This window comes from Winogradskya humida (genome assembly GCF_016862215.1).
In the GTDB taxonomy this organism is placed as follows: Bacteria; Actinomycetota; Actinomycetes; order Mycobacteriales; family Micromonosporaceae; genus Actinoplanes; species Actinoplanes humidus.
Genome location: NZ_BOMN01000010.1, coordinates 212,185 through 236,775 on the forward strand (window position 1 = coordinate 212,185; position 24,591 = coordinate 236,775).

The following is a 24,591-nucleotide window of genomic DNA, read 5'->3' on the forward strand; positions in this document are numbered from 1 at the left end:
ATCATGCGTCGAGGACTCGTTCCATGGCCGCGCGGGAGCGCCGGGTCAGGCGCAGGTAGCGGTCGACGAACTCGCCCGGGTCGCCGCCGCCGAGCAGCTGGACCACGCCGGCGAGCTCCACGCCGTGCCGCGGGAGCTGGTCGGTGGGGCGGCCGCGGACCAGGGTGAGCGCGTTGCGGACCTGGGCGGCGAGGGTCCAGCCCGCTTCCATGGCCGCCGCGTCGATCTTGTCGACCAGCTTGGCCTTCGTCTCGGCCGAGAGCGCCCCGAGCGTCCGCGTGCGGCGCAGGTCGGGCACGTCGTACGCATGCCGCAGCTGAACGAGTTGCACGGCCCATTCCACGTCGGCGAGCCCGCCCCGCCCGAGCTTCGTGTGGGTGTTGGGGTCGGCGCCGCGCGGCATCCGCTCGACCTCCACCCGGGCCTTGATCCGCCGGATCTCCGTGACCTGCTCGCGGGTGAGGCCGCCGTCCGGGTAGCGCATCGTGTCGGCGAGCTGCTCGAACTCCCGGCCGAGATCCTCGTCGCCGCAGACGTAGCGGGCGCGCAGCAGCGCCTGCGACTCCCACACCTTCGACCAGCGCGCGTAGTACTGCGCGTACGCGTTGAGGCTCCGCACGAGCGGGCCCTGCCGTCCCTCGGGGCGCAGGTCGGCGTCGATGCCCAGCTCGGGGTCGGGGGCCGGGGCGCTCAGCGTGCGGCGCAGCTCCTCGGCGATCGCGTGCGCGGCCGAACTGGCCTTGCCGTCGGTCACCCCGGGCGGCGGCGCATAGACGAAGAGCACGTCGGCGTCGGAGGGGTAGCTCATCTCGTAGCCACCGAGCCGGCCCATGCCGATCACCGCGAATCGCAGCCCCGGGATGCCGGGGTGGACCCGCCGCGCCACGTGTAGCGCCGCGGCGAGGGTCGCGTCGGTGACGTCGGAGAGGGCGATCCCGACCTGGTGCACGTCGAGCGGATGGGCCGGGGCGACCTCGCCGGACCGGCTCAGGATGTCGGCGCAGGCGATGCGGAACAGCTCGCGGCGGCGCATGGCCCGGACCGCGGCGATCGCCGGCATCGGATCGGTGGCGCCTTCCCGCAGGTGCCGTTCGGCGGCGGCCTGGAACCCGTCGCGCAGCGCGTCGCGGTCACGCGGGACGAGCTCGCTGTCGTTGGCGAGCAGCCGCAGCGCTTCCGGGTCACGGGTGAGCAGGTCGGTCGCATAGCGGGAGAGGCTGAGGACCCGGGCGAGGCGGCGGGCGACCGGGCCGCCGTCGCGCAGCAGCCGCAGATACCAGGGGGTGCTGCCGAGCTTGTCGGAGACGTGCCGGTAGTTGAGCAGGCCGCGGTCGGGTTCGGGGGCGTCGGCGAACTCCTGCAGCAGCATCGGCAGCAGGGTGCGCTGGATCGCCGCCGTCCGGCTGACCCCGCCGGTGAGGGCCTGGATGTGGCGCAGCGCCGCGGCCTGGTCGGCGAAGCCCAGGATCTCGAGGCGTTTGCCGGCGGACTCCGGTGTCATCCGCAGGGCCTCGGCGGGCACCCTGGCCACCGCTTCGAGCAGCGGCTGGTAGAGCAGCTTCGCGTGCAGCCGGCGGACCTGGGCGGCGTGCCCGACCCAGTCCGAGCGGAACGCCTCGACGGCGTCGCGGCCGGGCAGCGCGCGGTAACCCAGGGCCGCGGCGAGCCAGCGGAGCGCTTTGGGCTCGTCGGGCACGGTGTGCGTACGCCGCAGATTCTGAAGTTGGAGCCGGTGCTCGATGCCCCGCAGGAAGCGGTATCCCCGCAGCAGCGTCTCACCGTCCTCCCGGCCCACATAACCGCCCGCGACCAGCGCACGCAGCGCGGGCAGCGTCCCCGGGCTGCGCAGGGTCTCGTCGATGCGGCCGTGCACGAGCTGCAGCAGCTGCACCGCGAACTCGATGTCGCGCAGGCCACCCGGACCGCGTTTGATCTCGCGGTCGACCTCCTTGGCCGGCACGTTCTGAATGATCTTGCGGCGCATGTCCCGGACGTCGGCGACCGCCTCGGGCCGTTCGGCGGCATGCCACACGAGCGGGGCGAGGTCGTCGATCCACTCCTGGGCGAGCCGCAGGTCACCGGCGGCCGGCCGGGCCTTGAGCAGCGCCTGGAACTCCCACGTGCGCGCCCAGCGGCGGTAATAGGCCTGGTGGCTGGCGAGCGTGCGGACCAGCGGCCCCCGGTTTCCCTCCGGGCGCAGCGCCGCGTCGACCGGCCACGCCACCTGCCCGCAGATCTCGATCAGGCGCGCCGCCACGGTGGTGCCGGCGCTGAGATCCTCGTCCCCCGCCGCCACGAAGATGACATCCACATCGGAGACATAATTGAGCTCGTTGCCCCCGCACTTGCCCATCGCGACAACAGCCAACCGCGGTTCGCTCACGCTCTCCGGCAGACCCGCCACCGCCATTTCGTACGCCGTGACGAGCGTCTCGTCCGCCAACCGCGAGAGCGCCGCCATGGTGGGCTCGAGCCCCCGCCCACCGGTCAGGTCCGCGGCGACGATCCGCAGCAGCGCCGTGCGATAGGCCGTGCGCAGCGCCGGAACGCCCAGCGCACCGGGCCCCATCGAGTCGGGAAACTCCAGGTGCCCGTCGGCGCTCGGCGCCAACCCCGTCTTACCGGTGACCAGCACCCGCCACTGATCGAGGTTGGCGACCAGGTGATCCCCGAGCGCGCTGGACGCCCCGAGCACCGACACCAGCCGTCGCCGCAACCCGACGTCGCCGTAGAGCGCGGAGAGGATCGCCGTGGCCGCCGGCTCGTCGGCCATGTACTCCCCCGGCCCCGCCGACGGCGCCTGGATCGGCCCGCCGTTGCTGCGCCGCGCGTCCCGGGTGGCCGTCTCGATCATCCGGTGCAGCTGACGCAGCGCGAGATTGGGGTCGGCCGCCCGCGACAGCGAATGGATCAGGTCACCGGCCAAGGCACTGCTGGGCTCCTGCAGCGCGACATCCCACAACCCGAGCCCCTCCGGGCCGAGCAGATCGGCCGCGCGAGCCCCGTTGTCAGCAAAGCCGTACCGGGCCAGCCGGCTGGGCCTGGTCACCTTAATTGCCCAGCAGCGGGAGGGTGCGCGGGACGCCGGGGACGGCGATGTCGGCGTTGGGCAGCTCGCCGAGGGCCAGGGCGGCGAACCGCGCGGCGAACGGCTGCCACACCTCCTCGACGTCGGCGAGCACGTCGGTGACGGCGGCGACCACAGCGTCGGCGTCGTAGCCGAGCTCCTCCAGCGCGCCCGGGTCAGCGCTGATCCAGTCAGCGAACATCGCCGCGTCGCACTCGATGTGGAACTGCACCCCCCAGGCCCGATCCCCGAGCCGGAACGCCTGATGCGGATAACGCGTCGAGGCCGCGAGCAGCACCGCACCGATCGGCAGCTCGGTGATCTCGTCGTAGTGCCACTGCAGCACGTCGGGCAACAGCGGCACCCATTTGAACAGCGGGTCGGTGTCGGCAGCGTCGCGCCGCCCGACCAGCCCGGGCCCGATCTCGGGCCCGGACGTACTGCGCTCGACGAGCCCCCCGTGCGCCTGGGCGAGCAGCTGCGCACCGAGACACACGGCCATCGTCGGGACGTGGTGGCGCACCGCCTTACGCAGCAGCCCCTCGACCTCGGGGAACCAGGCCGCACCCGGCTGCCCGTCCGTGCCGGCATAGGCGTCCTGCTCGCCGCCGAGCACGACCAGCGCGGCGAAACCGTCAAGCGTCTCGGGCAACGGATCGCCGGCATGCGGCCGGACGACCGTCAGCTCGAGCCCCGCCTCCGCGAACCAGTCGCCGAGCCGGCGCAGATCATCCGACGGGTCGTTCTCGATAACCAGTGCTGTACCCACACACCGAGGCTATCGGGTGGGTACGACGGGCACGGTGGGTGTCCACCTCGCCACGACTTCGCCGTCGTCTTCCTCCCCCGTCTCGACGAACCCGAGCGACAGGTAGAGCGCGCGGGCCGCGGTGTTCGAAGGCTGATAGCTCAGCGCCACGTTCGGCGTCCCAGGCTCGGCGCCCAGCTTGTCGCGCAACGTCTTGATCAGCGCCCGCCCGATCCCCTGCCGCTGCCGAGCCGCATCAACCACCACGCCACCGATCCACCGGCTCCGGTCATCGTCAACGGCCCACATGCAGAACCCGACCACCTGCCCCTCCAGCGTCACCGCCAGCGCATGCCACAACTCGCCGTACGCGCACATGCACAGGTAGTGCTCGACATCGGCGACAAAATCCCGCTGCTCAGCGTGCACGGTCAACGCCGCAGAAGCCCGCCAGTTGTCCTTGGTCACCGGCTCAAGATCGACAATCATCGTGCCATCCTGCCAGCCCCCACCACCCGCACGCTGTCCGATTTCCGCAGCACCAGCACTCCGCCTGCCACCGCGACCGCCGCGGTCACGGCGAACGCCACCGGCACCGAAACCCTCCCGAGCAGAAGACCCGCCAGCGCGGCACCGAGCGAACTGGCGACGTTGTACGCGGTGTTCACCCACGCACCGGCCCGCAGCCGCGCCCCGGGCGCCGCCGCCGAATCGGCCAGCAGGTACGCCGTGGTCAGTGCAGGCGAGATGAACAGCCCGGCGACACCGACCAGTGCCACCAGGACGACCAGATTCCCGGACAGTCCCGCCAGCCCGACCGACACCCCGAGCGCGATCGCGAGCAGCGGCAACCGCACCTCCCCGGGCAACCGCCAGGTGACCGCACCGTAGGCGAGCCCACCGGCAACGCTTCCGACAGCAAGCGCGGCCTCCACCCACGCGACGGCCGCCAGGTGCTGCTCCCGATCGGCGAAAGCCACCACAAGCAGCCCCAGCGCGCCGAGGCACATCCCCACCGCGGCCGACACGAGGACCGGCCGGAACAGCAGAGCATTTCCTGTCCCCGCGGCGGTCGCCGGCACCGCAGCCGTGGACGGCTCGATGGCCCGCACCGCAGGCGACGTCACCAGCAGAACGCTGCCCGTCACGACGAGCGCGGCGCTGACGGCGACACCCAGCGCCGGATTCACCACGGCGGCCAAGAGCCCGGCCAGCAGGGGCCCGGTGACGTACAACAACTCCTCGCAGACGGTGTCCAACGAGAAGGCCCGCTGCCGCAGTGCCTCGTCAGCGACGAGATCCGTCCACAACGACCGCATGATGGGACCGAGCGGAGGGGTGCACGTTCCGGCGGCGACAGCCAGAACCCACAACAACGGATGCGCCACACCCGGTCGCCACGTGGCGATCGCGATCGCCACCAGCAGGGACGCGTACGCGAACGCCATGGGGATCAGCACCCGCCGCAGCCCGTACCGCTCGATCAGCCTCGCCCGCAGCGGCGACAGTACCGAACTCGTCAGACCGAACAGAGCGGTGAAGATCCCGGCCACGGCGTACGACCCCGTGGCCCGGGTGACGGCGAGCACCAGCGACAGGTAGACGATCCCGTAGGAGAGCCTGCCGACCAGGGCCGCACTGAAAGTACGGGCAGCGTGGGGGGTGTTCAGGACAGCACGGTACGAAGGCACGGTCATTCCTCGGATAGCGCGAACGGGGTCAGCGACAGAGCCGCATCACCGATGCGGCACCACGCGACCTACGCACAGAGGAAAGACATGCCCATCACCGTAGCGAACTCAGGCGATGCAGGCGCAGACGATCAGAGCGGCCCCGAAGTGGGAGGCGGCGCTGACCATCGCGCCGGGGTGGCGCTCCGGGGTGCAGATGACCTCGCCGAGCTTGCCGGGGGTCATCCAGTCCAGAACCATGAAGGCCAGCCCCATCACGCCGATGCCGAGAATGCCGAAGAGCGCGGTCGACGCGAGCCCCTCGGCGAAATTCTCGTAGCTGGTGAAGATCGCGGTGAACACGATCAGCGCGATGCCGATCTGGTTCGCCGCGAGCAGCAGGGAGGCGTTCGGGTTCTTCTCGTGCCAGATCAGGTCCCGCAACTTGCCCGGGGTCAGCAGATCCACGAGCACATAGCCGAGCGCCATGAGCCCGATCCCCAGCGCCCCGAACACGATGCTGCGCCCAGCACCCTCAAGCAAATTCTCCAGCACAGGAATTCCCCCTAGTCACAGCCTCTGCCGTGGCACGGTACCGGCTGGATCAAACTCAGAGGGTCCCGAGGTAGCGCTGACGCTCGTACGGAGTGACCTCGCGGCGGTATTGCTCCCATTCCTGGCGCTTGTTGCGCAGGAAGAAGTCGAAGACATGCTCGCCCAGAACCTCGGGGATCAGCTCCGACTTGCTCATCACGTCGATCGCCTCGGCGAGGTTCTCCGGCAGGGCTTCGTACCCCATGGCCTTGCGCTCCTGGGGCGAGAGCGACCAGACGTCGTCCTCGGCGCCCGGGGGCAGCTCGTAGCCTTCCTCGATGCCCTTGAGACCGGCACCGAGCATGACCGCGAAGGCGAGGTAGGGGTTGGTGGCCGAGTCGATCGAGCGGACCTCGACGCGGGCCGAGCCGGGCTTGCCGAACGCGGGCACCCGGACCAGGGCCGAGCGGTTGAGCGCGCCCCAGCTGACGAACGCCGGCGACTCGGTGATCCGGTCGGGCAGTTGCAGCGGGAAGAGCCGCTTGTACGAGTTGACCCACTGGTTGGTGACCGCGGTGTATTCGCGGGCGTGCACCAGGAGACCGGCAATGAACGCGCGGCCCGTCTTGGACAGCTTGAGGGGGTCCTCGCTGTCGTAGAACGCGTTGCGCTCGCCCTCGAACAGCGACAGGTGGGTGTGCATGCCGCTGCCGGGCTGGTCCGTGTAGGGCTTCGGCATGAAGGTCGCGCGGACCCCCTGGGAGAGCGCCACCTCCTTGACCACGTGCCGGAACGTCATGATGTTGTCGGCGGTGGTCAGCGCGTCGGCGTAGCGCAGGTCGATCTCCTGCTGGCCGGGCGCGACCTCGTGGTGGCTGAACTCCACCGAGATGCCGATCCGCTCGAGCGCGAGCACGGCCTGACGCCGGAAGTCACGCGCGACCGAGTGCGTGGTGTGGTCGAAGTAGCCGCCACCGTCGACCGGGATCGGCACCGAGCCGTCCAGCGGCCCGTCCTGCACCAGGAAGAACTCGATCTCCGGGTGGGTGTAGAAGGTAAAGCCCTTCTCCGCCGCCTTGGCCAGCATCCGGCGCAGCACGTGCCGCGGGTCGGCCCAGGCCGCACTGCCGTCGGGCAGCAGGATGTCGCAGAAGATACGCGCGCTCTCGCCGCTGGCACCGCCCTCGAACGGGAAGACCTGGAAGGTCGTCGGATCCGGCATGGCGACCATGTCGGACTCGGAGACCCGGGCGAAGCCCTCGATCGCCGAGCCGTCGATGCCCATGCCCTCCTCGAAGGCGGACTCGAGTTCAGCCGGTGCCACCGACACGCTTTTCAGAGTGCCGAGCACGTCGGTGAACCAGAGACGGACAAAACGGATGTCGCGCTCCTCGAGCGTACGAAGCACGAACTCCTGCTGTCGGTCCACGTCAACCCCTCGAACTTGCCCGGCGGTCAGTCTCTCCCGGTCCCGTTACGCCGAGATTACGCTGACCAACGCCCTGGCGCGCTCCCCGGGTAAGGCCCGATGTTGATCTCAGACCATACGGCAGCGACCGAGCCCATGACATGCCAACGCCGGGGAACAATAAATGCATGGCTGTGATCGGCTCCACTGACCTCTGACCAACCCGAGGTGTCCGGTGCGACGATTCCCTCAGACCCGGGGACCGCACTGCGCGGCCTCGAGGGAAGGAGACAACCATGTCTGACGTGCCAACCCTGTACGGCGGTCCGGCGACCCGCCGCGTACGCACCCGTGACCTGATCGCGGCCAAGGAGCGCGGCGACCGCTGGCCGATGCTCACGTCGTACGACCAGTACACCGCGTCCCTGTTCGACCGGTCCGGCATCCCGGTGCTGCTGGTCGGCGATTCCGCGGCCAACAACGTCTTCGGCTACGAGACGACCCTCCCGGTCACAACAGACGAGCTGATCCCACTGGTACGCGCAGTCGTGCGCGCCACGAGCACCGCGCTGATCGTCGCCGACCTGCCCTTCGGCTCGTACGAGGAGGGTCCGGCGCAGGCGCTGCGCACAGCCGTACGTTTCATGAAGGAAGCCGGCGCCCACGCCGTGAAGCTGGAGGGCGGCCGCCGGGTCGCCGCGCAGATCGAGGCGCTGACCGGAGCCGGCATCCCGGTCATGGCCCACGTCGGCTTCACGCCGCAGAGCGAGCACATCCTCGGCGGTTACCGCGTGCAGGGCCGCGGCGACGCGGCCGAGGAGGTCATCGCCGACGCCCGCGCGGTCACCGAGGCCGGCGCGTTCGCGGTGGTGCTCGAGATGGTCATGGGCGATGTGGCCAAGCAGATCACCAAGGAGCTGCCGATCCCCACGGTCGGCATCGGCGCGGGTCCGGACACCGACGCCCAGGTGCTGGTCTGGCAGGACATGGCCGGCCTGCGCGAGGGCAAGGCACCAAGATTCGTGAAACGGTACGCCGACCTCGCCGGAGTCCTCGGCGACGCCGTCAAGCGGTACGCCGACGATGTTCGCACGGGTGAATTCCCGGCTGCGGAGCACACGTTCTAGAACTGGCACGACGCCGACTCGGCGCAAGATCGGATCGGCGAGTCTTGTGGATCACGGCGGCCCGGCGCTGGCCGCCGTGATCCACGAGACTCGCCGGTGGCAGACTTCTACTCGGAGGTGCTACATGTCCGTTCCTGCCCGAGTCGGCCTCGCCACCCTTGGCGTGACCGATGTCGCCCGCGCGACCGAGTTCTACCGGTCGCTCGGATGGCGGGTGTCACGTGCGTCGGTTCCCGGCGTGGTCACCTACTTCCATACGGCCGGCGGCCTGCTGTCGCTGGTCACCGCGGTCGATCTGACGGTCGACGCGGGACTGCCACCGCGCGCCATAGCCCCGCATGTGCCCGACGGCGTCCGCACCACGATGCTGACCATCACGATGGAGAGCCCGGAAGCGGTCGACGAGGCGCTGCGCTCGGTCGTCCAGGCCGGCGCGACCCTGGTCCGGGCCGGTCGTCCCGGCGAGGCCGGCGGTTATCTCGGTTACTTCACCGACCCCGATGGGCACCTCTGGGAGGTCAACCACCACCCTGAATGGCCCCTGGACGAAACCGGGATCCCTCAGCTGCCGTAAGGAGCCACCACGTGCAGGCGATCGTCTTCACCGAGACCGGCGACACGTCCGTCATGAGCCTCGTGCAGCGCGAGGTTCCCGAGCCCGGCCCGGATCAGGTCCGGGTCCGGGTGATGCGCTCCGGCGTCAACCCGACGGACTGGAAACGGCGCTCGGCCGGGGAGCTCGCGTTCCCCGAGATCACCCCGAACATGGACGGGGCCGGGATCGTCGACGCGGTGGGTGCGGACGTCACCACGCACAAGCCCGGTGACCGGGTCTGGCTGATGCTGGCCGCGGCCGGCAGTCCGTTCGGGACGGCGGCGGAATACTCCGTCGTCCCGGCCGGCCACGCCTTCCCCCTTCCGGAAGGCATCTCGTATGAAGTGGGCGCGTCACTCGGCGTGCCCGCCGTCACCGCGCACCGGGCGCTGACGGTCGCGGAGAACGGCCCGCAGCGGCTCTTCCCCGGCGCTCTCGCCGGCCGGACGGTCCTGGTGGCGGGCGGCGCGGGCGCGGTCGGGCACGCGGCGATCCAGCTCGCCCGCTGGGCCGGCGCCACCGTCATCACCACGGTCAGCAGCCCGGAGAAGGCCGCCCTGGCGACGGCCGCGGGCGCGCATCACGCGGTCAACTATCGCGACGGCGAGCCGGCCAAGGAGATCCGAGCGGTCGCCCCGGACGGCGTCGACCTCATCGTCGAGGTCGCGCCCGGCGCCAACGCGAAGCTCAACCAGGCGGTCGCCGCCAACCACGCGACCATCGCGATCTACGCGGGCGACACGATCGCTGTCGACGTGCGCCCGCTCATGATGATCAACGCGCGCCTGCAGTTCCTCATCCTCTACACGGTCGGCGAGCCGGCGCTGCAGCTCGCGGGCGAGGCGATCTGCGCCGCGCTGAGCGACGGAGCGCTGCCGGTCGGCGAGGAGCACGGCCTGCCGCTGCACCACTACCCGCTCGCCGCCACCGCCGACGCGCACACGGCTGTCCAGCAGGAAACCGTCGGCAAGATCCTGATCGACGTCGCTGACGTCGCTACGGAGTAGTGAACAGCACGCTGCGGGTCTTCGGGTCGGCTTCCTTCAGGCGTACGAGCATCCGCGTACCCAACGGAAGCTGACCCTCGCAGCGGGCCTGCACCGCGGGGTCGTCGATCGCGACCGTCCCACCGCCCCGCTTCTCGTCCACATCGAGCACCCCCGCCTCGAACGTCTCCCCGACCCGGTCCGCGAGCAGCACCGCCTCGGCCAGCGACACCGCACCCCGGGCAGCAGCCGAGGCGACCCGGTCGGTGGCCGCCATCGCCTTGGGCAACTTCGGCAACGCGTCGCGCGCCCACTGCGGAACGGCGCGCCCCTCGTGCAGGGCAAGACAGACCTCGGTGGCGTAACGGTCAGCAAGCCGCCGCAGCGGCGCGGTCACATGCGCGTACGGCGCCCCGACCCCACCGTGCGAGATCAACTCCGGAGCCACCCCGTCAAACGCGGTGTACGCGGCCCCGCGCAGCAACTCCGCGGCCTGATCGAGAAACGCGGCCCCCCGTGGATCACCGGGATCAACCGACGCCACAACCGCACCGACCGAAGCACCCTCCGGCCAGCCGACACCCAGCGACCCCGCGGCGGCCCGCAACGTGGTGACCGCCTCGGGCCGGGGGCCGGGCATGGTCCGCAACAGCCCCACCCCGCCACCGAGCATCAACGAAGCGGCAGCCATCCCGGTGAGCAGCGAGATCTGCGCATTCCACCCCTCAACGGCCAACTGCGCGCGCAACACCAGCCGCCACCCGTCCCCGTCAGGCTCGATCTCCTGCTCCGGCAACGGCAGGTCCACCGCCCCACGCTCCGCGGCCCGCGCGGCCAGCAACGCCCCGACCTCGGGCAGCAACGCCACCGCCGCATCCGCCGTCCCCGCATCAACAGCGCGCTGCAGCCCCTCATAATCCAGCTTGGCCCGGCTCCGCACCCGCGCCCGCTCCACCCCGACGCCCACGATCGCCCCGGTCGCGTCAAGGTCGATCGTCCACAGCACCGCAGCCCGATCGACATCCGGTAGCAGGCTCACCGCACCCTCGCTCAGCACCGCCGGATGCAACGGAACCTTCCCGTCAGGCAGATAGATCGTCTGCCCCCGCACCCACGTCTCAACCTCAAGATCCCCACCAGGCCGCACGTACGACGCCACGTCAGCAATCGCGTACCGAACCCGGAATCCCCCGTCCCGGCGCGCGATGTGCACCGCCTGATCAAGATCCCGCGACGTCGCCGGGTCAACGGTCACCAGCGGAACATCGGTCCGATCAACGGCCGGCAACGGAAGACTCACCGCCGCCTCGGCCTCCCGCAGGGCAGCAGCCGGAAACTCCGCCGGCAACTCCAACTCCGCCCGCAGGACGGAGAAGTCAATCCGGGGCGCACGAACTCGGGCAATGGGCACGCCCCATTCCTAACACGCCCCACCCCGCAAAAAGGGCCGCGCCCACCGGCACGGCCCTCCCCACAACCCACTATCAGCGCTTGGCCGCAGCCTTCCGCACCGAGGTCGTTCCTCCCGTACGCCCATTCCCCGCCGCCACAGCCTTCCGAGCAGCCGCCCCCGTCGCCGGCTTCGCCACCCGCCCAGCATTCGTCGCCGAGTTCTTACTCATCGCCGCAGGCCGAGCATTCCCCGCCTTGGCACTCCGCGCAGCCGCCGCGGTCCCCCCGGTCCGAACCTTCGCCACACCCGCGTTCCCCGAGGCCGCCTTGCTCTTGGCCGCAGCGCTCTTGGCAACAGCGCTCTTGGCCGCAGTGCTCTTGGCCGCAGTGCTCTTGGCCGCAGTGCTCTTCGCCGAGGTGCTCTTCGCCGCCGAGGGCTTGGCCGCCGTGCTCTTGACGGCCTTACCCGCCGCCTTACCCGCCGCCGCCTTACCCGCTGTGGCCTTGGCCGTGGTCGCCCTGGCTGAGGTGGTCTTGGCTGCAGTGGCCTTGGTTGCAGTCGTCTTGGTCGCGGTGGCCTTGGTCGGGGTGGCCTTGGTCGGGGTGGCCTTACCGCCGCCGCTGGCCTTGGCCGCACTGGCAGCCTTGCTAGCCGCAACGGCGGCAGCCTTGACCGCCGCAGCCGTCTTCCTGGCCGCAGCAGCCTTGTTCGCAGCCACCTTGGCCGCAGCACTGTTGCCCGCGGCTGACTTGGCCGTCACGCTCCTGGCCGCGGTGGCCTTAGCCGCAGTGCTCTTCGCCGCAGTGCTCTTCGCCGCAGCGCTCTTCGCCGCAGCGCTCTTGGCCGGGGCACTCTTCGCCGCAGTGCTCCTCGCCGCAGCGCTCTTAGCCGGGGCACTCTTCGCGGCCGTCGCCTTGGTCGCGGTGCGCTTGGCCGCAGTCACCTTCGTTGCGGCGGCCTTGGAAGCCGTCTTCTTAACGGCCGTCGCCTTCTTCGCAGCCGTCGACTTCGCGGCGGCGCTCTTGGCGGCAGGCCGCGTGGCGGTCTTCTTGGCAGCGGGCCGCGAGGCCGTAGCCTTGGCCGCCGTCTTCTTGGCAGCAGTCTTCTTAGCCGCAGTCGCCTTGGTAGTAGCAGCACTCCGGGCAGGCGCCTTGGCAACCACCGTCTTCGCCCCTCCGACCGTCTTGGCAGCGGCCGTCGTCTTCTTCGCCGCACTGGTCGCCCGGGCCGTTGTCGTCCTACTCGCCGTCGACTTCGTCGCAGCAGCGGTCCGCTTCGCAACCGGCTTGCCGGCGCTCTTCGCCGCACCCGCCTTAGCAACAGCCACCGAAGCAGGCTTAGCAGCAGCCCGCTTGGCGGCGGACTTCGCCGCAGCAGGCTTGCCCGCAGCCGAACTGCCACCGACAGTCTTGGCAGCAACAGGCTTAGCGGCGCCAGCCTTCGCCCCAGCAACGGCCTTGGTCCCGGCAGCAGTCCTGGTCCCGGCAGCAGCCTTGGTCCCGGCAGCAGCCTTGGTCCCGGCAGCAGCCTTGGTCCCGGCGGCAGTCTTGGTCCCGGCGGCAGTCTTGGTCCCGGCGGCAGTCTTGGTCGCGGCCTGCTTCGGCACCGTGGTCTTGATGACGGCCGAAGCCGTCTTGGCCGCAGCAGCCGTCCGGGCACCAGCGGGCTTGGCACCGACAGCCTTGGCACCAGCACCGGCAGCCTTGACCCTAGCGGCGCCGGCAGCCTTGACCCCAGCAGCACCAACGGGCTTGAGAACGGTGGGCTTGGCAGCAACGGGCTTGGCCGCGGCGGGTTTGGCAACGGGCTTGGTTACCGCGGCCGATCCGGCATCGGCGTCGGCGGCCCGGGCCGGCGTGGCTCGGGTCGCGGCGGCCCGGGCCGGGGCGGCCTTCTTGGTAGCGGGCATGGGGAAGTTCCTCCTTGCGAATGACTGCGGGCTCGTCTCCGCCTGGAGACCGAAGATTCCGGCTTGGACACTGTGTCCCGGGACTGGTGTCCCAGCCGGCCTAGCTGACCTCCCCGGTCCAGCGGGCGTCCTCGGCGTCCCACTCCGCGTTGCGCTTCTCGACCTTGTCGAGTGCCCGCGTGGCGTCGTCGGCGGAGGAGTACGGACCGAGCCGGAACTGCGCGGGACACACGTCGTCCCCGGACTCGACCCGCTTGTGGCGGAGGCACCAGAAGTAGCCGCCGCCGGGCCCACTGTCGTTCATGCCATCACTGTGCACCTCAAAACGACCATGCGCTACCGATTCAGGCAAAAAGCCCGTTTTTTCCACAATGGAACGTCCTGAAGACCCCCCGAAGGAACGACAAAAACGCCCCCACCCGGGACCGGGCGGGGGCGTTCGGAAAGGCGGAAGAGCCGTCAGCCGCGCAGTTCGGCGGCGATCAGCTCGGCGACCTGGACCGCGTTGAGGGCGGCGCCCTTGCGCAGGTTGTCGTTGGACAGGAACAGCGCGAGGCCGTTCTCCGCCGTCTCGTCGTTGCGGATGCGACCGACGAACGTCGGGTCCTTGCCGGCCGCCTGCAGCGGGGTCGGCACGTCGGAAAGCTCGACACCGGGCGCGTCCGCCAGCAGCTCCAGCGCGCGGGCCGGGCTGAGCGGGCGGGCGAAGCGGACGTTGACCTGCAGCGAGTGACCGGTGAAGACGGGCACCCGTACGCAGGTGCCGGAGACCTTGAGCTCCGGGATGCCGAGGATCTTGCGGCTCTCGTTGCGCAGCTTCTGTTCCTCGTCGGTCTCGCCGAGGCCGTCGTCGACGAACGAGCCGGCCTGCGGGATGACGTTGAACGCGATCGGGCGCGGGAAGGATCGCGGCGCCGGGAACTCGACCGCACCGCCGTCGTGGGTGAGCTCGGCGGCCCGGTCGGCCACCTTCTGCACCTGCTCGGCGAGCTCGGCGACGCCGGCCAGCCCGGCACCGGAGACGGCCTGATAGGTCGTGGCGACCATCGCGACGAGACCGGCCTCGTCGTGCAGCGGGCGCAGCACCGGCATCGCGGCCATCGTCGTGCAGTTGGGGTTCGCGATGATGCCCTTGGGCCGCACCTTGGCGGCGTCCGGGTTCACCTCGGCGACCACGAGCGGGACGTCCGGGTCCATCCGCCAGGCGGACGAGTTGTCGATGATGACAGCGCCGGCCGCGGCCACCTTCGGGGCGAGCTCCTTGGAGCTGCCTTTGCCCGACGAGAACAGGACGATGTCCAGGCCACTGAAGTCCGCTGTAGCGGCGTCCTCGACCGTGACCTCACCGTCCTTCCACGGCAGGGTCCGGCCCGCGGAGCGCGCGGACGCGAAGAGCCGGAGCTGGTCAACGGGAAAATCGCGCTCGGCCAGGATGCGGCGCATGACGCCACCCACCTGTCCCGTCGCGCCCACAATGCCGATCCTCATGCGCACAAAGCTACGGCCCCAACTGCGCGTACGGAAATCTGCTTTTCGGGTTGATCTCATATTTCAGGATTTTGCTCCCGATATTCGAGACGCGGACGTAGCGTCGCAGACATGGCTGCTGTCTACACCCACGGGCATCACGAATCGGTCCTGCGCTCCCACCGCTGGCGCACCGCAGAAAATTCGGCGGGCCACCTCCTGCCCCACCTGACCTCCGGCGCGACCCTGCTCGACGTCGGCTGCGGGCCCGGCACTATCACCGCCGACCTCGCGACGCAGATCACACCCGGGCGCGTCACCGCCCTCGAGATGACGGACGGGGCACTGGGCCTCGCCCGCGCCGAGATCGCGGGGCGCGGCCTGGCAAACGTCGACTTCGCGGTCGGCGACGTGCACGCCCTCGACTTCCCCGACGACACGTTCGACGTCGTGCACGCCCACCAGGTCCTGCAACACGTCGGCGACCCGGTCCAGGCCCTGCGCGAGATGCGCCGCGTCACCAGGCCCGGCGGCATCGTCGCGGTCCGCGACAGCGACTACGCGGCCTTCACCTGGTTCCCCCAGCTGCCCGAGCTCGACGAATGGCTGGACCTCTACGAACGCGTAGCCCGTACCAACGGTGGCGAACCCGACGCCGGTCGCCGGCTGCTCTCCTGGGCCCACGCCGCCGGCTTCACCGACGTGACCGCGACGTCGAGCACCTGGTGTTTCGCCAACGATGAGGACCGCACCTGGTGGGGCACGCTATGGGCGGACCGCATCCTCAAGTCCGACATGGCCCGCCAGGCCCTCTCCTCGGGCGCGGCCGAGCAGGAGGACCTCGACCGCATCTCCGCCGGCTGGCTCACCTGGTCACAGGACCCGGACGGCTGGATGTCCCTGCTGCACGGCGAGCTGATCCTCAAGGCTTAGGAGGTCTTCGGGCGATACGCCCAGTGCCACGGCTCCCGCGGGACGTTCTCGTGGAAGCCGTACTTCTCGCCGTTCTCCCGCATCCAGGCCTGCGCCTTGGAGTTCAGGTCGAGGTCGGTCGCCATGCCCCAGCCGTGCTCGCTGGTGCCGGGCTTGGCGGCCAGCCCGCCCTGCGAGTAGAGGCCCTTGCGTTTCGCGAGGTCGACCTGTTCCTCGTAGGGCCGGTACGAGTCGGTGATCCCGATGGTCACGCCCTGCGTCTTGGCGTCGGCGATCATCTGGTTCAGGTTCTGGGCGGCGGGCGCCCACAGCTTGTGGCCGGTGCTGCCGACTTTCTCCAGCGCCGAAGCAGGGATCTTGCCATTTCCGTACGCGGCGAGCTCGGCCGGAATCCCCTTGCTGTTCAACGTGTACGACTTGTCCGCGGGGGCGACGGCGGCCGCACCGGTCTGCGTACCCATCGCACTCGCCAGAGCCGTGGCGAACGATGCCCCTGAGGCTGTGGTGCCCGTGGTGGCGCCGGTGGTGGTCGAGGTCGTTGCGGGCTTCGCCGCCTGCTGGGTCTGCAGCGCGATCATGCGACTCTGGATGCTCGCGATGCGACTGTTGACGCCCTCGATCCCCACAGCGTTGCCCCCAAGTCAGTCAGGCCGTTGCCTGTTCTCTTCGGCGCAACCGAACGATCCCTGAGCGGCAACCGCAGAAGTCAGACCGCCAGCGGCAGGTCGATCGTGTGCGCGGTGTGCGACACCTTCGCCTGCAGGTAACGCACGTTGGCGTCGGAGGCGTGCACGCCGGTCGGCTGGACCGCGCGCACGTCCACGCCGAGGGTGCGCAGCTGGGTGGCCTTGTCCGGGTTGTTGGTCAGCAGGTCGACCTCGGTGACACCGAGCACGCTGAGCATCTGCGCCGCCGCCGTGTAGTCACGTTCGTCGTCGGCGTGCCCGAGCGCCCGGTTCGCCTCGTACGTGTCCATGCCGAGGTCCTGCAGCGCGTACGCGTCGAGTTTGGCGTAGAGGCCGATGCCGCGCCCCTCCTGCCGCAGGTAGAGCAGGTAGCCCCCGGTCTCGGTGATCCGCTCCACCGCCTCGCGCAGCTGCGGGCCGCAGTCGCAGCGCTCCGATCCGAACACGTCACCGGTCATGCACTCGGAATGCGGCCGCACGAGCGGCACACTGCCCGGCGCCGGGGAACCGAGGGCGAGCGCGAGGTGCTCCTTGCCGTCGGCGAGCCCGTCGAAGGTGATCACTTCGGCCGTCGTGGCGTACCCGTCCGCGAATTTGAGCGGCACGGTGACGCGGCTGCGAATACCCAGAGACATGCTGCGACTCCCTTAGCACTTGATGCTTCAAGTACGGATCGACCGTACCCCGCACTTGTTAAGGGATCCACGAGCCAAACGTCACAACGGATCAAGTCACAGCGAAGGAATTGTCGCGGGCTCGTGCACGTCGTTGCCCTCGATCCGGTCCCGGACCTCCAGATCGAGCTCCGAGATGCGGTCGCTGCGGTTCGGCAGCAGGTTCGTGACCAGCACAAGGAGGCACCCGATGCCCGCGTAGAGCGCCAGCACCCGCAGGTGCGCGGTCAGCGGCGCTGCCGGGAAATAGAGATCGTCACGAACCGCCTGCACGCCGGCCCCGGTCGGCAGGTGCTCGCCGACGACCCGGCCGAAGTCCGGCAGGAACTCCGGCAGGATGCTGGCACCCGAGATCACCGTCCCGAACGTGAAGTAGAGCATCCCGAGCAGCGCGCCGCCGGGACCGAGCACGGCGACCGCCCCCGCCGTCGAGGCCGTGATCGCGAGCGAGAGCAGGGCGAAGATGAAGAAAAGGTGCGTGTGGTTGGCCTCGGTGCCGACGCCGAACCAGCTCATCGACCACATGACCACGGCGGCCGAGCTCAGGGCGTACACAAATAAGGTGGTGAGGTGGCCTGTCGCTCTAATCCAGGAGCGGCGGGTGCGCGGGATGAGCCGCCCGAGCCCGACCGAGGCGATGGTGCCGCCGAGCGCGAGCGCCTGGGTGAGAAAGCCCAGTGAGGCGCCGTTGACGTCATCGGCGGGCAGGGGCACCGAATCGGTGATCGGCGGCGGGATCGCGAGCAGCTGCGCCTGCGCGACGGAGATGGTCTCGCCCTCCTTGGCGAGCGCGGTGAGCTGCTCGGTGTTCTGCTGCGTGATGACACTGAGATAGGTGTTACGCAGCAGAGCAGCGGCCGCGGACCCGGCAGCGCTGGCGATGTAGAGCCGCGGCTGCGCCTCGGAGACGTCCACCCCGCCGTAGATCTCCCGGCGGTGGATCCCGATGTCGAGGTCCAGCATCGACTTGTAGACCGTGACCTTGAAGACCCCGTCCTTCTCCAGCAACTGCACCACCGCCGCCTCCTTGCTCTGCGGCGAAACCAGTCCGACAGGTACGTCACGCGGCGTCGCCGCATGCCCCATGCCCAGGTAATAGGCGGTGAGCCCGAGCTGCACGGCAGCACCGGCGAGGCAAACCACCAGCGCGAACCGGCGGAACTGACGTACCGATTTGATCTGAATGTCCTCCTCGGCCATCCCCTCAGCATTCCGGACATCAACCCACCCCGGGACCGTTTCTCGACAACGCTCGGCTCCCACTCCCCGATTCGTGCCAGCCGGGCACAAGGGGCGATCAATGCCGTAAGCGGCAGGGCAGGCTTCAGCTGTCAGGTCAGCTACGAAGGGATCTCCCCCATGCGCTCCACCGCCCGCCAACTGCTCCGCCTCCTGCCGGCGGTCGCCATCGCCGCCGTAGCGGCAGGTTGCGCCGGCACCACGGCTCCCTCCCCCACCGCCTTTTCGCCCTCCCCCACCACTTCTTCTCCCTCCCCCACCGCTTCTGAAGGCCCTGCTGCCCCTGCGGGCAAGAAGATCGGCGCGTGTCGTACGCAGGACATGTCCGCGGTCGTCGCCATGCAGCCGTCGGAGGGCGGCAGCACCAGCACCGCGATGGTCCAGCTCACGAACGACGGCGGCAGCGTGTGCGAGGTCGACGGCTGGGCCTCGTTCTCCCTCGTGAACGCCCTCGGCGAGGTCGTCGAGGTGAAGACCGAGAAGGTCGAGCAGCCCGGCGCCCCGACCCCGACCACGCTCAAGGCGGGCAGCTCCGCCTGGGCCGGTATCAAGTGGGAGAGCTGCGACAAGGGCAGCAGCGACTGCCCGGCGGGAAACTCGCTCCAGTTCAGCCTGGAGGCGGACACCGACGGCAAGCCCGCCGAGCTCGAGGGATTCCCGGCGCCCGAGAAGAGCAACATCACGATGGGCTCGCTGCGGATCGGGTCGCTGCAGCCGATCCGTCAGGGCGTTGTCGCCTGGTAAGCACTACTTTGTCGCAGACCTGTCGCCATGCGTGTTTCACCGCTACGGCGACAGGTCTGATGCACTTCTGTCGGGCATCCGCCTGCCGAGTTCCGGACAGCACTCACCCCGCCATAGTCTGCGGGCAACTTGGTGGGTGCTGGAGGCGATCCCCGATGTTAATCGCTCGTCCGATCGACGCTGTCGCCGGGCTCTTCCCCGACCGTGCGCAGGCCGCGGCCGCGGTCACGTCGCTGCTGGCCGCCGGTTTCGCCCCTTCTTCCGTACGCCCGGAGCAGCCGGACAGGTGCCGCCTGCAGGACTGGGGGCGGGACACCACCATCATGAATCTCTACCTCGAAGGGCGTCAGCAGGGCCACGTGCTGCTCATCGTCCCCGCCGTGCGCGCGGACCGCGAACGCGTCGGCCGCCTGCTGAGCCGCCACCACGGCCACGCCGTCTACTACTTCACCGCCGCGGCCGTGGAGTCGCTCAGCATCCTGGTCTGATCCGCCCTGGCCTCATCCGCGCCGGCTTGATCCGCCTGGCTTGATCCGCGCCGGCGCGTTCCCGTCCTGGCCCGCGCGTGATCGCGTCCGCGCGGTGATCGCGTCCGCGCGGTGATCGCGTCCGCGCGGTGATCGCGTCCTGATGTGATCCCGGACGCGCGAAATGCGTCATCCGCTTTCGCGAAACGGACGCCGCACTGTGCGAATCCCGCTTCCGGCGTCTCGCGGAGCCGATCCCGGCCGCCCCTGAAATAGTTGGCACAACGGCGCCGCAGAATGCATCCCATTAGCATTCACCAGGCATTACACGGCTTCGCGCAGCGTGACAGGCGATTTGGTCACACCCCGCGAACCCGCTCGGCCGCGACGTCGCACCCCCTCCGGCCCCGCCAGGGCCCGAGCGAGGCACCCGAACACTGACCAACCGGTTCGGAAACGGCCGAATCGGCAGGTGAAAGGCACTGTCCGCAGAGGACTATCAGGCCCCTCCCGCGCCCCACCACCCGGGCACCCGGCTGTGAGGATCCACTCCGGGCACTCCGGTTGACGTGCAACTTGCACACTCATAGTGTCTGGTATGTGACCGCGGGTTTTTCACGGGTACGTTTTCCGCATGGTCACATCCTTTTGATCAGCGGCCCCGAGGAGTTCTGGTGACTGTGAGACTGGGCATCAACGGATTCGGCCGTATCGGACGATCCGTTATGCGTATCGTGAGCCAGGCCGCCGATCCCGGAATCACGGTCGCCGCCATTAATGACATCGCCCCGGCCGACCGTTTGGCGTACGGCCTGAAACGCGACAGCCTCCGCGGCCGTTTCGCCGGAACGGTCGAGTCCCGCCCCGGCCGCCTGATCGTCAACGACCGCCCCGTCCGCGTCTTCCACGAACAGTCCCCCAGCCGCATCCCCTGGTCAGACGCGGACGTCGACGTCGTCATCGAGGCCACGGGCCGCTTCCGCACCGGCGACGTCGCCCGCGACCACATCACCCACGGCGGCGCCCGCAAGGTCCTCATCAGCGCCTCCGCCGACACCCCCGACGCCTTCCTGATCTGGGGAGCCAACCACGACACGTACGACCCGGCCCGCCACGACGTCGTCTCCCCCGCCTCCTGCGGCGTCAACGCCCTCTCCATGATGGCCAAGGTCCTGCTCGACCGCTTCGGCCTCCACGGCGTCAACACCTCCGTGGTCCTGGCGATCCAAGGCTGGCAAAAAGGCCACGACCAGTCGACCGGCACCTCCCGCAACGACCCCCGCCTGGGCCGCGCCATGAACCAGAGCATCATCCCCCACGACCACGTCGCCGGAGAGCTGGTCAGCGTCGCCCTCCCCCGCCTCGGCGAAATCTGCCACACCTACTACTGCGTCCCCACCCCCATCGGCTCCCTGGCCGAACTGAGCGGCCTCATCGACCGCCCGGCAACCATCGACGAGGTCAACACCGCCATGGCCGAAGCCGCCGCAGGCCCCATGCGAGGCCTCATCGACTACGACCCCGACCCCACAGTCTCCATAGACGTCCTCAACAACCCCGCCTCAGTAATGTTCGACCCCGCCGGCACCCGCACCACCACCGACGGCCGCCTCAAAGTCCGAGGCTGGTTCGACAACGAATGGGGCTTCTCCCACCGCCTCCTCGACCTGACCCGCCTCCTGGGCCAACGAGAACCAGCCCGAGCCGGCGCCCGCCTCCACCCCGCCGCCGCCTGAAGGCTGCATCTGCTGCCTGATCCAAGCCGATAGGACCAAATGACCCCTCTGCTGCGCAGGATGGTCTATGGGCTCACCTCTAGTCCGCTGCACCACTACCTAGATAGGACATGGCTTCTTCTCCGGATCGGGTGAGAGCCCAAACAGGTTCGTCGTCGACAGAAAGAACACCGTCGCTGTACTGCGGCGACCGCGGTCGCGCGAAACCGATGGACTGGAGCCTGCCGACAAGGACATGGAACGATGAAGCGATAAGGGGATTGGCTGCAAGGAGGGCGCTCTCCTCAAGATTGGGGTTGGCAACAATCACCGACATGAGCCTGAGGTGCGGGCCCTCAATCTCCTGTAGTGCCCCCCTGAGGATGGCCAAGTTGTCAAGATTGTCGTCGCTGTAGGCATTCGCGATGTACGCACGTGCAAGCAGCTTGATCTTGTCAGCATTCCTAGAACTGGCAGCCGTTGCGATCATTCCTGCCAGAACGTCTAGCCTGTCGGGGTTTTCAACTGCTTCGCTGATTACCTCATCTAGATACAGACCGGCGGCCTCGAACTCTTCGTTGAACGTTGCGACTCGTTCGATCTTTGTCAGATGCATCCTCACCATAACGTCGACCATCTCCTCCGAAGCAGACCCGATGGCAGCCCCGATTACGGTACCTACTGCTAGACCAACCTCGGGCGGCACGTCGAGACCGATCGCACCGATTTGGCAAGCGGCTACAACGCCGGGCGCGATTGCGCCGCCATTCACCGCCCGCGCAACTAGATCGGTCAGCCTGTCGGGAAGATTCTTAGGTTCCATACGGCTCCTTCAAGCTTGGGTGCAGCCACCATGGCACAGCCCCCCAAACGAGTCCGACATCAAGCTGTTCAGGCCTCTTTAGCGGGTGAACGCTGGGGCCACATGGCTGGAGCTACGAGTCCTGAAGGTTTGCATCCAAGACGTGATTTGTGTCTGGACGGTGAAAGCCATGAGCAGTGAGAAATACCTCGCGTGGCGCCGCGCATAATATGGATCACCTTGATTCGACGAGGACGGCTTTAAGGGAGTCGTGTCTCACACGGAGAGGTTGACCGTTCGCAGGTAGCCGAGCCGGTGGTACGCCCCCGGATTCAGCGTCCCGATCACACATCGATACTGCAGACCCAGCAACGCCGTGTGCACGATGTCGGCGCGTTCACCCGTGTCGAGCCGGGACATGATTTCCACCTGGCTGATGGTCAGTTCGCGCACACTCCCGCCGAGCGCCCGAAGGTAATAGGCCCGTTGCTCATCCTCGGTGCCACGCAGGGCAGGTGCGATCCACAGGTACGCCAATGAGGACACGATTATCTGACAAGCGCTGTCACCAGCCGCGTCAACCAGGGCAGCGCCGACGGTTTCGTTGTCCAGCCGGGCGTACGACAGCAGGACGCTCTCGTCTATGACGAAGTTCGGCGAGTAAAAACCCGAACCGAGGTAGTCCGCGACACCCAACAGACCGATGTCCGACGCCAGCCGCCGGAAATCCGCCGGCCGGGGTTCCGTCTTTCTGTTCTCCCGCAGGTGCGGCAGCAGCATCTGATGAATGCCGTCGAACCCTTTCCCGGCGTCCTGGTACTGGCGAAGAAGGTAGGCGCTGGCTAGTTGATCCACGGCGGCAGACCCTAGGTTCGTCGCGAGAGCTCCGGCAAACGGTCAAAGCGCCAGGTAACGCACGTACCCCAGGTCATGATCACGACGATCGGGGCTGGGCGCCCGCGCCATGCGGGAGATCCGATGTTCAGCCGAAGCGGACCCGGCTGGGCACACAACGGTTCGAAGCAGTCATGGTTGGATGGCGGGGTGAGTTTCACCGTTACCGACGTGCCCGAGAAGGAGCGCTTCGAGGCGCACGATGACGAGGGTGCGCTGGCAGGCGTGCTGACCTACCAGGTGACCGGCGGCATCGTCGCGTACACGCACACGAAGGTCGACCCCGGCTTCGAGGAGCAGGGTGTCGGGTCGGCGCTGGCCAAGGCGGCCATGGAGGACGCCCGGGCCAAGAACCGGACCGTCGTGCCGATCTGCCCGTTCCTCAGTGGCTGGCTCGACAAACACCCCGAGTACGAGAAGCTCGTGGCCCGCTCCACCAGGAGGGTCAAATAGCACCGGAGATCACTGCCGTCGTCTGGGTGTGCGTGCGCGATCGGCGACTTCTGGTCGTACGGACGCATGGGCTTGACGTGTTCTATCTGCCCGGCGGAACGCCGGAAGCGGGAGAATCGCCGGCCGGAACGGTCATCCGTGAGGTCGCGGAAGAGACCGGCATTCGCTTGGACCCCGCCACCCTGCAACCGTTCGCAGAGTTCGTCGAGCCCGCGCACGGCCGCCCCGGAACGGTCCGGCTCATCTGTTTCACCGGCCCCGGCGAAGGCGATCCGCATCCCGCCGACGAGATAGCCGAGGCCGCCTGGTTCACATCGGCGGACCTCGAAAAGTGTGCGCCCGGCCTGCATCCGGTGATCCGGAGGCTCGCCGATTCCGGTGAGATCTACTGAGGCATGCCGGTGTAGAACGACAGCAGTTCCGTCATCGGAACAGCTTTGCGGGTGACCGTGGCAAGGTCTTTCCCCTCCGTGGTGAACGGCGGCGGCCACGTGCTGAGTCCCTGGTCAAGGCTCAGCGTGGCGACCTCCTGCTGCCACCCGGGCCACCGCAGCGTCTCGTAGAATCCGGTCATGCCACCCGCGATGACGGCGCTGAGCCATTCGCCGTAACCTTGCTTCAGGTTCTCCCACTCCAGGGTGTCCGGCGCAAAATAATGCATACTCGGCCGCGCCCCCTGCTCCGGCGGCAACCACGCGAACTGCCCGCCCAAAATGTCATAGGCGGCGATCAGCGCACCGGTCTGCGAGTCCGTCTGGGAGATCACATCCGGAAGAACCCCATCGCCCGAACCCAGCACCCTGATCCACCCGTGGTCGACCAGAATCCCCCCGGAGTTCGCCACCACAGCCCCGAGCCACGACTTCGTCGTCACCCCCAGCGCCTTGAGACAGGCCGCCGAACGCGCCGGGTCAACCGGCAGCGCAGTCGCGGGATAGGGCGCCGCCGATATCGCCCTGACGATCTCAGGCCAGGAATCAGACATCGGAAGCCCGCGCCAACCGCCGGATGAACGCCGGGAAAACAACGGAACCAGCGGGGACCCAGGCGATACGCGGTGACATCGGCGCAGTCTAAAGG

At 68.9% G+C, this 24,591-nt stretch carries 25 protein-coding genes; 9 read left to right on the top strand and 16 right to left on the bottom strand.

What is annotated here, in order from left to right:
• Position 1: 1 nt before the first annotated feature.
• The 6 genes from Ahu01nite_RS03605 to Ahu01nite_RS03630 form a co-directional block, all read right to left on the bottom strand.
• Entirely contained in the window at positions 2 to 3,049 is a 3,048-nt protein-coding gene (locus Ahu01nite_RS03605) for a bifunctional [glutamine synthetase] adenylyltransferase/[glutamine synthetase]-adenylyl-L-tyrosine phosphorylase (RefSeq protein WP_203834902.1), read from the bottom strand.
• 1 nt (position 3,050) lies between these two features.
• Positions 3,051 to 3,836 (bottom strand): type 1 glutamine amidotransferase, encoded by a 786-nt coding sequence (locus Ahu01nite_RS03610; protein ID WP_203834903.1) that lies wholly within the window; start codon positions 3,834 to 3,836, stop codon positions 3,051 to 3,053.
• A gap of 9 nt (positions 3,837 to 3,845) precedes the next feature.
• Positions 3,846 to 4,304, bottom strand: a complete 459-nt coding sequence (locus Ahu01nite_RS03615; protein ID WP_203834904.1) for a GNAT family N-acetyltransferase — start codon at positions 4,302 to 4,304, stop codon at positions 3,846 to 3,848.
• Positions 4,301 to 5,506, bottom strand: coding sequence for an MFS transporter (locus Ahu01nite_RS03620; protein WP_203834905.1), 1,206 nt, complete (start codon positions 5,504 to 5,506; stop codon positions 4,301 to 4,303). Before Ahu01nite_RS03620 ends, Ahu01nite_RS03615 begins: the two co-directional genes overlap by 4 nt.
• A gap of 108 nt (positions 5,507 to 5,614) precedes the next feature.
• Positions 5,615 to 6,040: a DUF350 domain-containing protein gene (locus tag Ahu01nite_RS03625; RefSeq protein WP_203834906.1), complete on the bottom strand. Its 426-nt coding sequence runs from the start codon at positions 6,038 to 6,040 to the stop codon at positions 5,615 to 5,617.
• A gap of 55 nt (positions 6,041 to 6,095) precedes the next feature.
• The gene (locus tag Ahu01nite_RS03630) at positions 6,096 to 7,448 is read right to left on the bottom strand and encodes a glutamine synthetase family protein (protein WP_203834907.1); all 1,353 of its coding nucleotides are present in this window, start codon (positions 7,446 to 7,448) and stop codon (positions 6,096 to 6,098) included.
• 275 nt (positions 7,449 to 7,723) lie between these two features.
• Here Ahu01nite_RS03630 and panB point away from each other — a divergent pair, with 275 nt between their 5' ends.
• The 3 genes from panB (at position 7,724) to Ahu01nite_RS03645 (ending at position 10,156) form a co-directional block, all read left to right on the top strand.
• Positions 7,724 to 8,554 carry a 3-methyl-2-oxobutanoate hydroxymethyltransferase gene (gene panB / locus Ahu01nite_RS03635; RefSeq protein ID WP_203834908.1) on the top strand — a complete coding sequence of 277 codons (831 nt, stop codon included), beginning with the start codon at positions 7,724 to 7,726 and terminating at the stop codon, positions 8,552 to 8,554.
• 124 nt (positions 8,555 to 8,678) lie between these two features.
• Positions 8,679 to 9,128 (top strand): VOC family protein, encoded by a 450-nt coding sequence (locus Ahu01nite_RS03640; RefSeq protein WP_203834909.1) that lies wholly within the window; start codon positions 8,679 to 8,681, stop codon positions 9,126 to 9,128.
• A gap of 11 nt (positions 9,129 to 9,139) precedes the next feature.
• Positions 9,140 to 10,156 (top strand): NADPH:quinone reductase, encoded by a 1,017-nt coding sequence (locus tag Ahu01nite_RS03645; RefSeq protein ID WP_203834910.1) that lies wholly within the window; start codon positions 9,140 to 9,142, stop codon positions 10,154 to 10,156.
• Here Ahu01nite_RS03645 and Ahu01nite_RS03650 read toward each other — a convergent pair.
• From Ahu01nite_RS03650 to Ahu01nite_RS03665, 4 genes are all read right to left on the bottom strand, one after another.
• On the bottom strand, positions 10,146 to 11,546 hold the full coding sequence (locus Ahu01nite_RS03650) for an RNB domain-containing ribonuclease (RefSeq protein ID WP_203834911.1): 1,401 nt from the start codon (positions 11,544 to 11,546) through the stop codon (positions 10,146 to 10,148). The genes Ahu01nite_RS03645 and Ahu01nite_RS03650 overlap by 11 nt on opposite strands.
• 73 nt (positions 11,547 to 11,619) lie before the next feature.
• On the bottom strand, positions 11,620 to 13,437 hold the full coding sequence (locus Ahu01nite_RS51275) for a hypothetical protein (protein ID WP_203834912.1): 1,818 nt from the start codon (positions 13,435 to 13,437) through the stop codon (positions 11,620 to 11,622).
• A 100-nt stretch (positions 13,438 to 13,537) separates the two neighbouring features.
• Positions 13,538 to 13,741 carry a hypothetical protein gene (locus Ahu01nite_RS03660; RefSeq protein WP_203834913.1) on the bottom strand — a complete coding sequence of 68 codons (204 nt, stop codon included), beginning with the start codon at positions 13,739 to 13,741 and terminating at the stop codon, positions 13,538 to 13,540.
• A 155-nt stretch (positions 13,742 to 13,896) separates the two neighbouring features.
• Entirely contained in the window at positions 13,897 to 14,925 is a 1,029-nt protein-coding gene (locus Ahu01nite_RS03665; RefSeq protein ID WP_203834914.1) for an aspartate-semialdehyde dehydrogenase, read from the bottom strand.
• A gap of 111 nt (positions 14,926 to 15,036) precedes the next feature.
• Here Ahu01nite_RS03665 and Ahu01nite_RS03670 point away from each other — a divergent pair, with 111 nt between their 5' ends.
• Positions 15,037 to 15,837: a class I SAM-dependent methyltransferase gene (locus tag Ahu01nite_RS03670; RefSeq protein ID WP_203834915.1), complete on the top strand. Its 801-nt coding sequence runs from the start codon at positions 15,037 to 15,039 to the stop codon at positions 15,835 to 15,837.
• Here Ahu01nite_RS03670 and Ahu01nite_RS03675 read toward each other — a convergent pair.
• The 3 genes from Ahu01nite_RS03675 to Ahu01nite_RS03685 form a co-directional block, all read right to left on the bottom strand.
• Complete coding sequence (locus Ahu01nite_RS03675) at positions 15,834 to 16,415, bottom strand: M15 family metallopeptidase (RefSeq protein WP_239158593.1); 582 nt, start codon at positions 16,413 to 16,415, stop codon at positions 15,834 to 15,836. The genes Ahu01nite_RS03670 and Ahu01nite_RS03675 overlap by 4 nt on opposite strands.
• Positions 16,416 to 16,543: 128 nt before the next feature.
• Entirely contained in the window at positions 16,544 to 17,158 is a 615-nt protein-coding gene (locus Ahu01nite_RS03680; protein WP_203834917.1) for a GTP cyclohydrolase II, read from the bottom strand.
• A 96-nt stretch (positions 17,159 to 17,254) separates the two neighbouring features.
• A complete protein-coding gene (locus tag Ahu01nite_RS03685; RefSeq protein ID WP_203834918.1) occupies positions 17,255 to 18,397 on the bottom strand; it encodes an ABC transporter permease in 1,143 nt (380 codons plus the stop codon).
• Positions 18,398 to 18,556: 159 nt separating this feature from the next.
• Here Ahu01nite_RS03685 and Ahu01nite_RS03690 point away from each other — a divergent pair, with 159 nt between their 5' ends.
• The 3 genes from Ahu01nite_RS03690 (at position 18,557) to Ahu01nite_RS03700 (ending at position 21,383) form a co-directional block, all read left to right on the top strand.
• Complete coding sequence (locus tag Ahu01nite_RS03690; RefSeq protein WP_203834919.1) at positions 18,557 to 19,180, top strand: DUF4232 domain-containing protein; 624 nt, start codon at positions 18,557 to 18,559, stop codon at positions 19,178 to 19,180.
• A 155-nt stretch (positions 19,181 to 19,335) separates the two neighbouring features.
• Positions 19,336 to 19,668 carry a hypothetical protein gene (locus tag Ahu01nite_RS03695; protein WP_203834920.1) on the top strand — a complete coding sequence of 111 codons (333 nt, stop codon included), beginning with the start codon at positions 19,336 to 19,338 and terminating at the stop codon, positions 19,666 to 19,668.
• A 659-nt stretch (positions 19,669 to 20,327) separates the two neighbouring features.
• Positions 20,328 to 21,383 carry a type I glyceraldehyde-3-phosphate dehydrogenase gene (locus Ahu01nite_RS03700; RefSeq protein ID WP_275411698.1) on the top strand — a complete coding sequence of 352 codons (1,056 nt, stop codon included), beginning with the start codon at positions 20,328 to 20,330 and terminating at the stop codon, positions 21,381 to 21,383.
• Between the two features lie 79 nt (positions 21,384 to 21,462).
• Here Ahu01nite_RS03700 and Ahu01nite_RS03705 read toward each other — a convergent pair whose 3' ends face one another.
• Together Ahu01nite_RS03705 and Ahu01nite_RS03710 are read right to left on the bottom strand one after the other, a co-directional pair.
• Positions 21,463 to 22,185, bottom strand: a complete 723-nt coding sequence (locus Ahu01nite_RS03705; protein ID WP_203834922.1) for a hypothetical protein — start codon at positions 22,183 to 22,185, stop codon at positions 21,463 to 21,465.
• 255 nt (positions 22,186 to 22,440) lie between these two features.
• Complete coding sequence (locus Ahu01nite_RS03710; RefSeq protein WP_203834923.1) at positions 22,441 to 23,019, bottom strand: hypothetical protein; 579 nt, start codon at positions 23,017 to 23,019, stop codon at positions 22,441 to 22,443.
• 189 nt (positions 23,020 to 23,208) lie between these two features.
• Here Ahu01nite_RS03710 and Ahu01nite_RS03715 point away from each other — a divergent pair, with 189 nt between their 5' ends.
• Positions 23,209 to 23,511 (top strand): GNAT family N-acetyltransferase, encoded by a 303-nt coding sequence (locus Ahu01nite_RS03715; protein WP_203834924.1) that lies wholly within the window; start codon positions 23,209 to 23,211, stop codon positions 23,509 to 23,511.
• 26 nt (positions 23,512 to 23,537) lie between these two features.
• Complete coding sequence (locus Ahu01nite_RS03720) at positions 23,538 to 23,903, top strand: NUDIX hydrolase (RefSeq protein ID WP_275411696.1); 366 nt, start codon at positions 23,538 to 23,540, stop codon at positions 23,901 to 23,903.
• On the opposite strand, the gene Ahu01nite_RS03725 is transcribed toward Ahu01nite_RS03720, so the two are convergent.
• Positions 23,897 to 24,538: a DUF2625 family protein gene (locus Ahu01nite_RS03725; protein ID WP_239158596.1), complete on the bottom strand. Its 642-nt coding sequence runs from the start codon at positions 24,536 to 24,538 to the stop codon at positions 23,897 to 23,899. The genes Ahu01nite_RS03720 and Ahu01nite_RS03725 overlap by 7 nt on opposite strands.
• Positions 24,539 to 24,591: the final 53 nt, after the last annotated feature.

Excerpts from the sequence above, each read along its gene's own strand:
- Ahu01nite_RS03670 (WP_203834915.1), top strand. The coding sequence starts at position 15,037 with ATGGCTGCTGTCTACACCCACGGGCATCACGAATCGGTCCTGCGCTCC.
- Ahu01nite_RS03680 (WP_203834917.1), bottom strand. The coding sequence starts at position 17,158 with ATGTCTCTGGGTATTCGCAGCCGCGTCACCGTGCCGCTCAAATTCGCG.
- Ahu01nite_RS03615 (WP_203834904.1), bottom strand. The coding sequence starts at position 4,304 with ATGATTGTCGATCTTGAGCCGGTGACCAAGGACAACTGGCGGGCTTCT.
- Ahu01nite_RS03665 (WP_203834914.1), bottom strand. The coding sequence starts at position 14,925 with ATGAGGATCGGCATTGTGGGCGCGACGGGACAGGTGGGTGGCGTCATG.
- Ahu01nite_RS03640 (WP_203834909.1), top strand. The coding sequence starts at position 8,679 with ATGTCCGTTCCTGCCCGAGTCGGCCTCGCCACCCTTGGCGTGACCGAT.
- Ahu01nite_RS03685 (WP_203834918.1), bottom strand. The coding sequence starts at position 18,397 with ATGGCCGAGGAGGACATTCAGATCAAATCGGTACGTCAGTTCCGCCGG.
- Ahu01nite_RS03705 (WP_203834922.1), bottom strand. The coding sequence starts at position 22,185 with ATGGAACCTAAGAATCTTCCCGACAGGCTGACCGATCTAGTTGCGCGG.
- Ahu01nite_RS03660 (WP_203834913.1), bottom strand. The coding sequence starts at position 13,741 with ATGAACGACAGTGGGCCCGGCGGCGGCTACTTCTGGTGCCTCCGCCAC.
- Ahu01nite_RS03695 (WP_203834920.1), top strand. The coding sequence starts at position 19,336 with ATGTTAATCGCTCGTCCGATCGACGCTGTCGCCGGGCTCTTCCCCGAC.
- Ahu01nite_RS03690 (WP_203834919.1), top strand. The coding sequence starts at position 18,557 with ATGCGCTCCACCGCCCGCCAACTGCTCCGCCTCCTGCCGGCGGTCGCC.
- Ahu01nite_RS03675 (WP_239158593.1), bottom strand. The coding sequence starts at position 16,415 with ATGATCGCGCTGCAGACCCAGCAGGCGGCGAAGCCCGCAACGACCTCG.
- panB (WP_203834908.1), top strand. The coding sequence starts at position 7,724 with ATGTCTGACGTGCCAACCCTGTACGGCGGTCCGGCGACCCGCCGCGTA.
- Ahu01nite_RS51275 (WP_203834912.1), bottom strand. The coding sequence starts at position 13,437 with ATGCCCGCTACCAAGAAGGCCGCCCCGGCCCGGGCCGCCGCGACCCGA.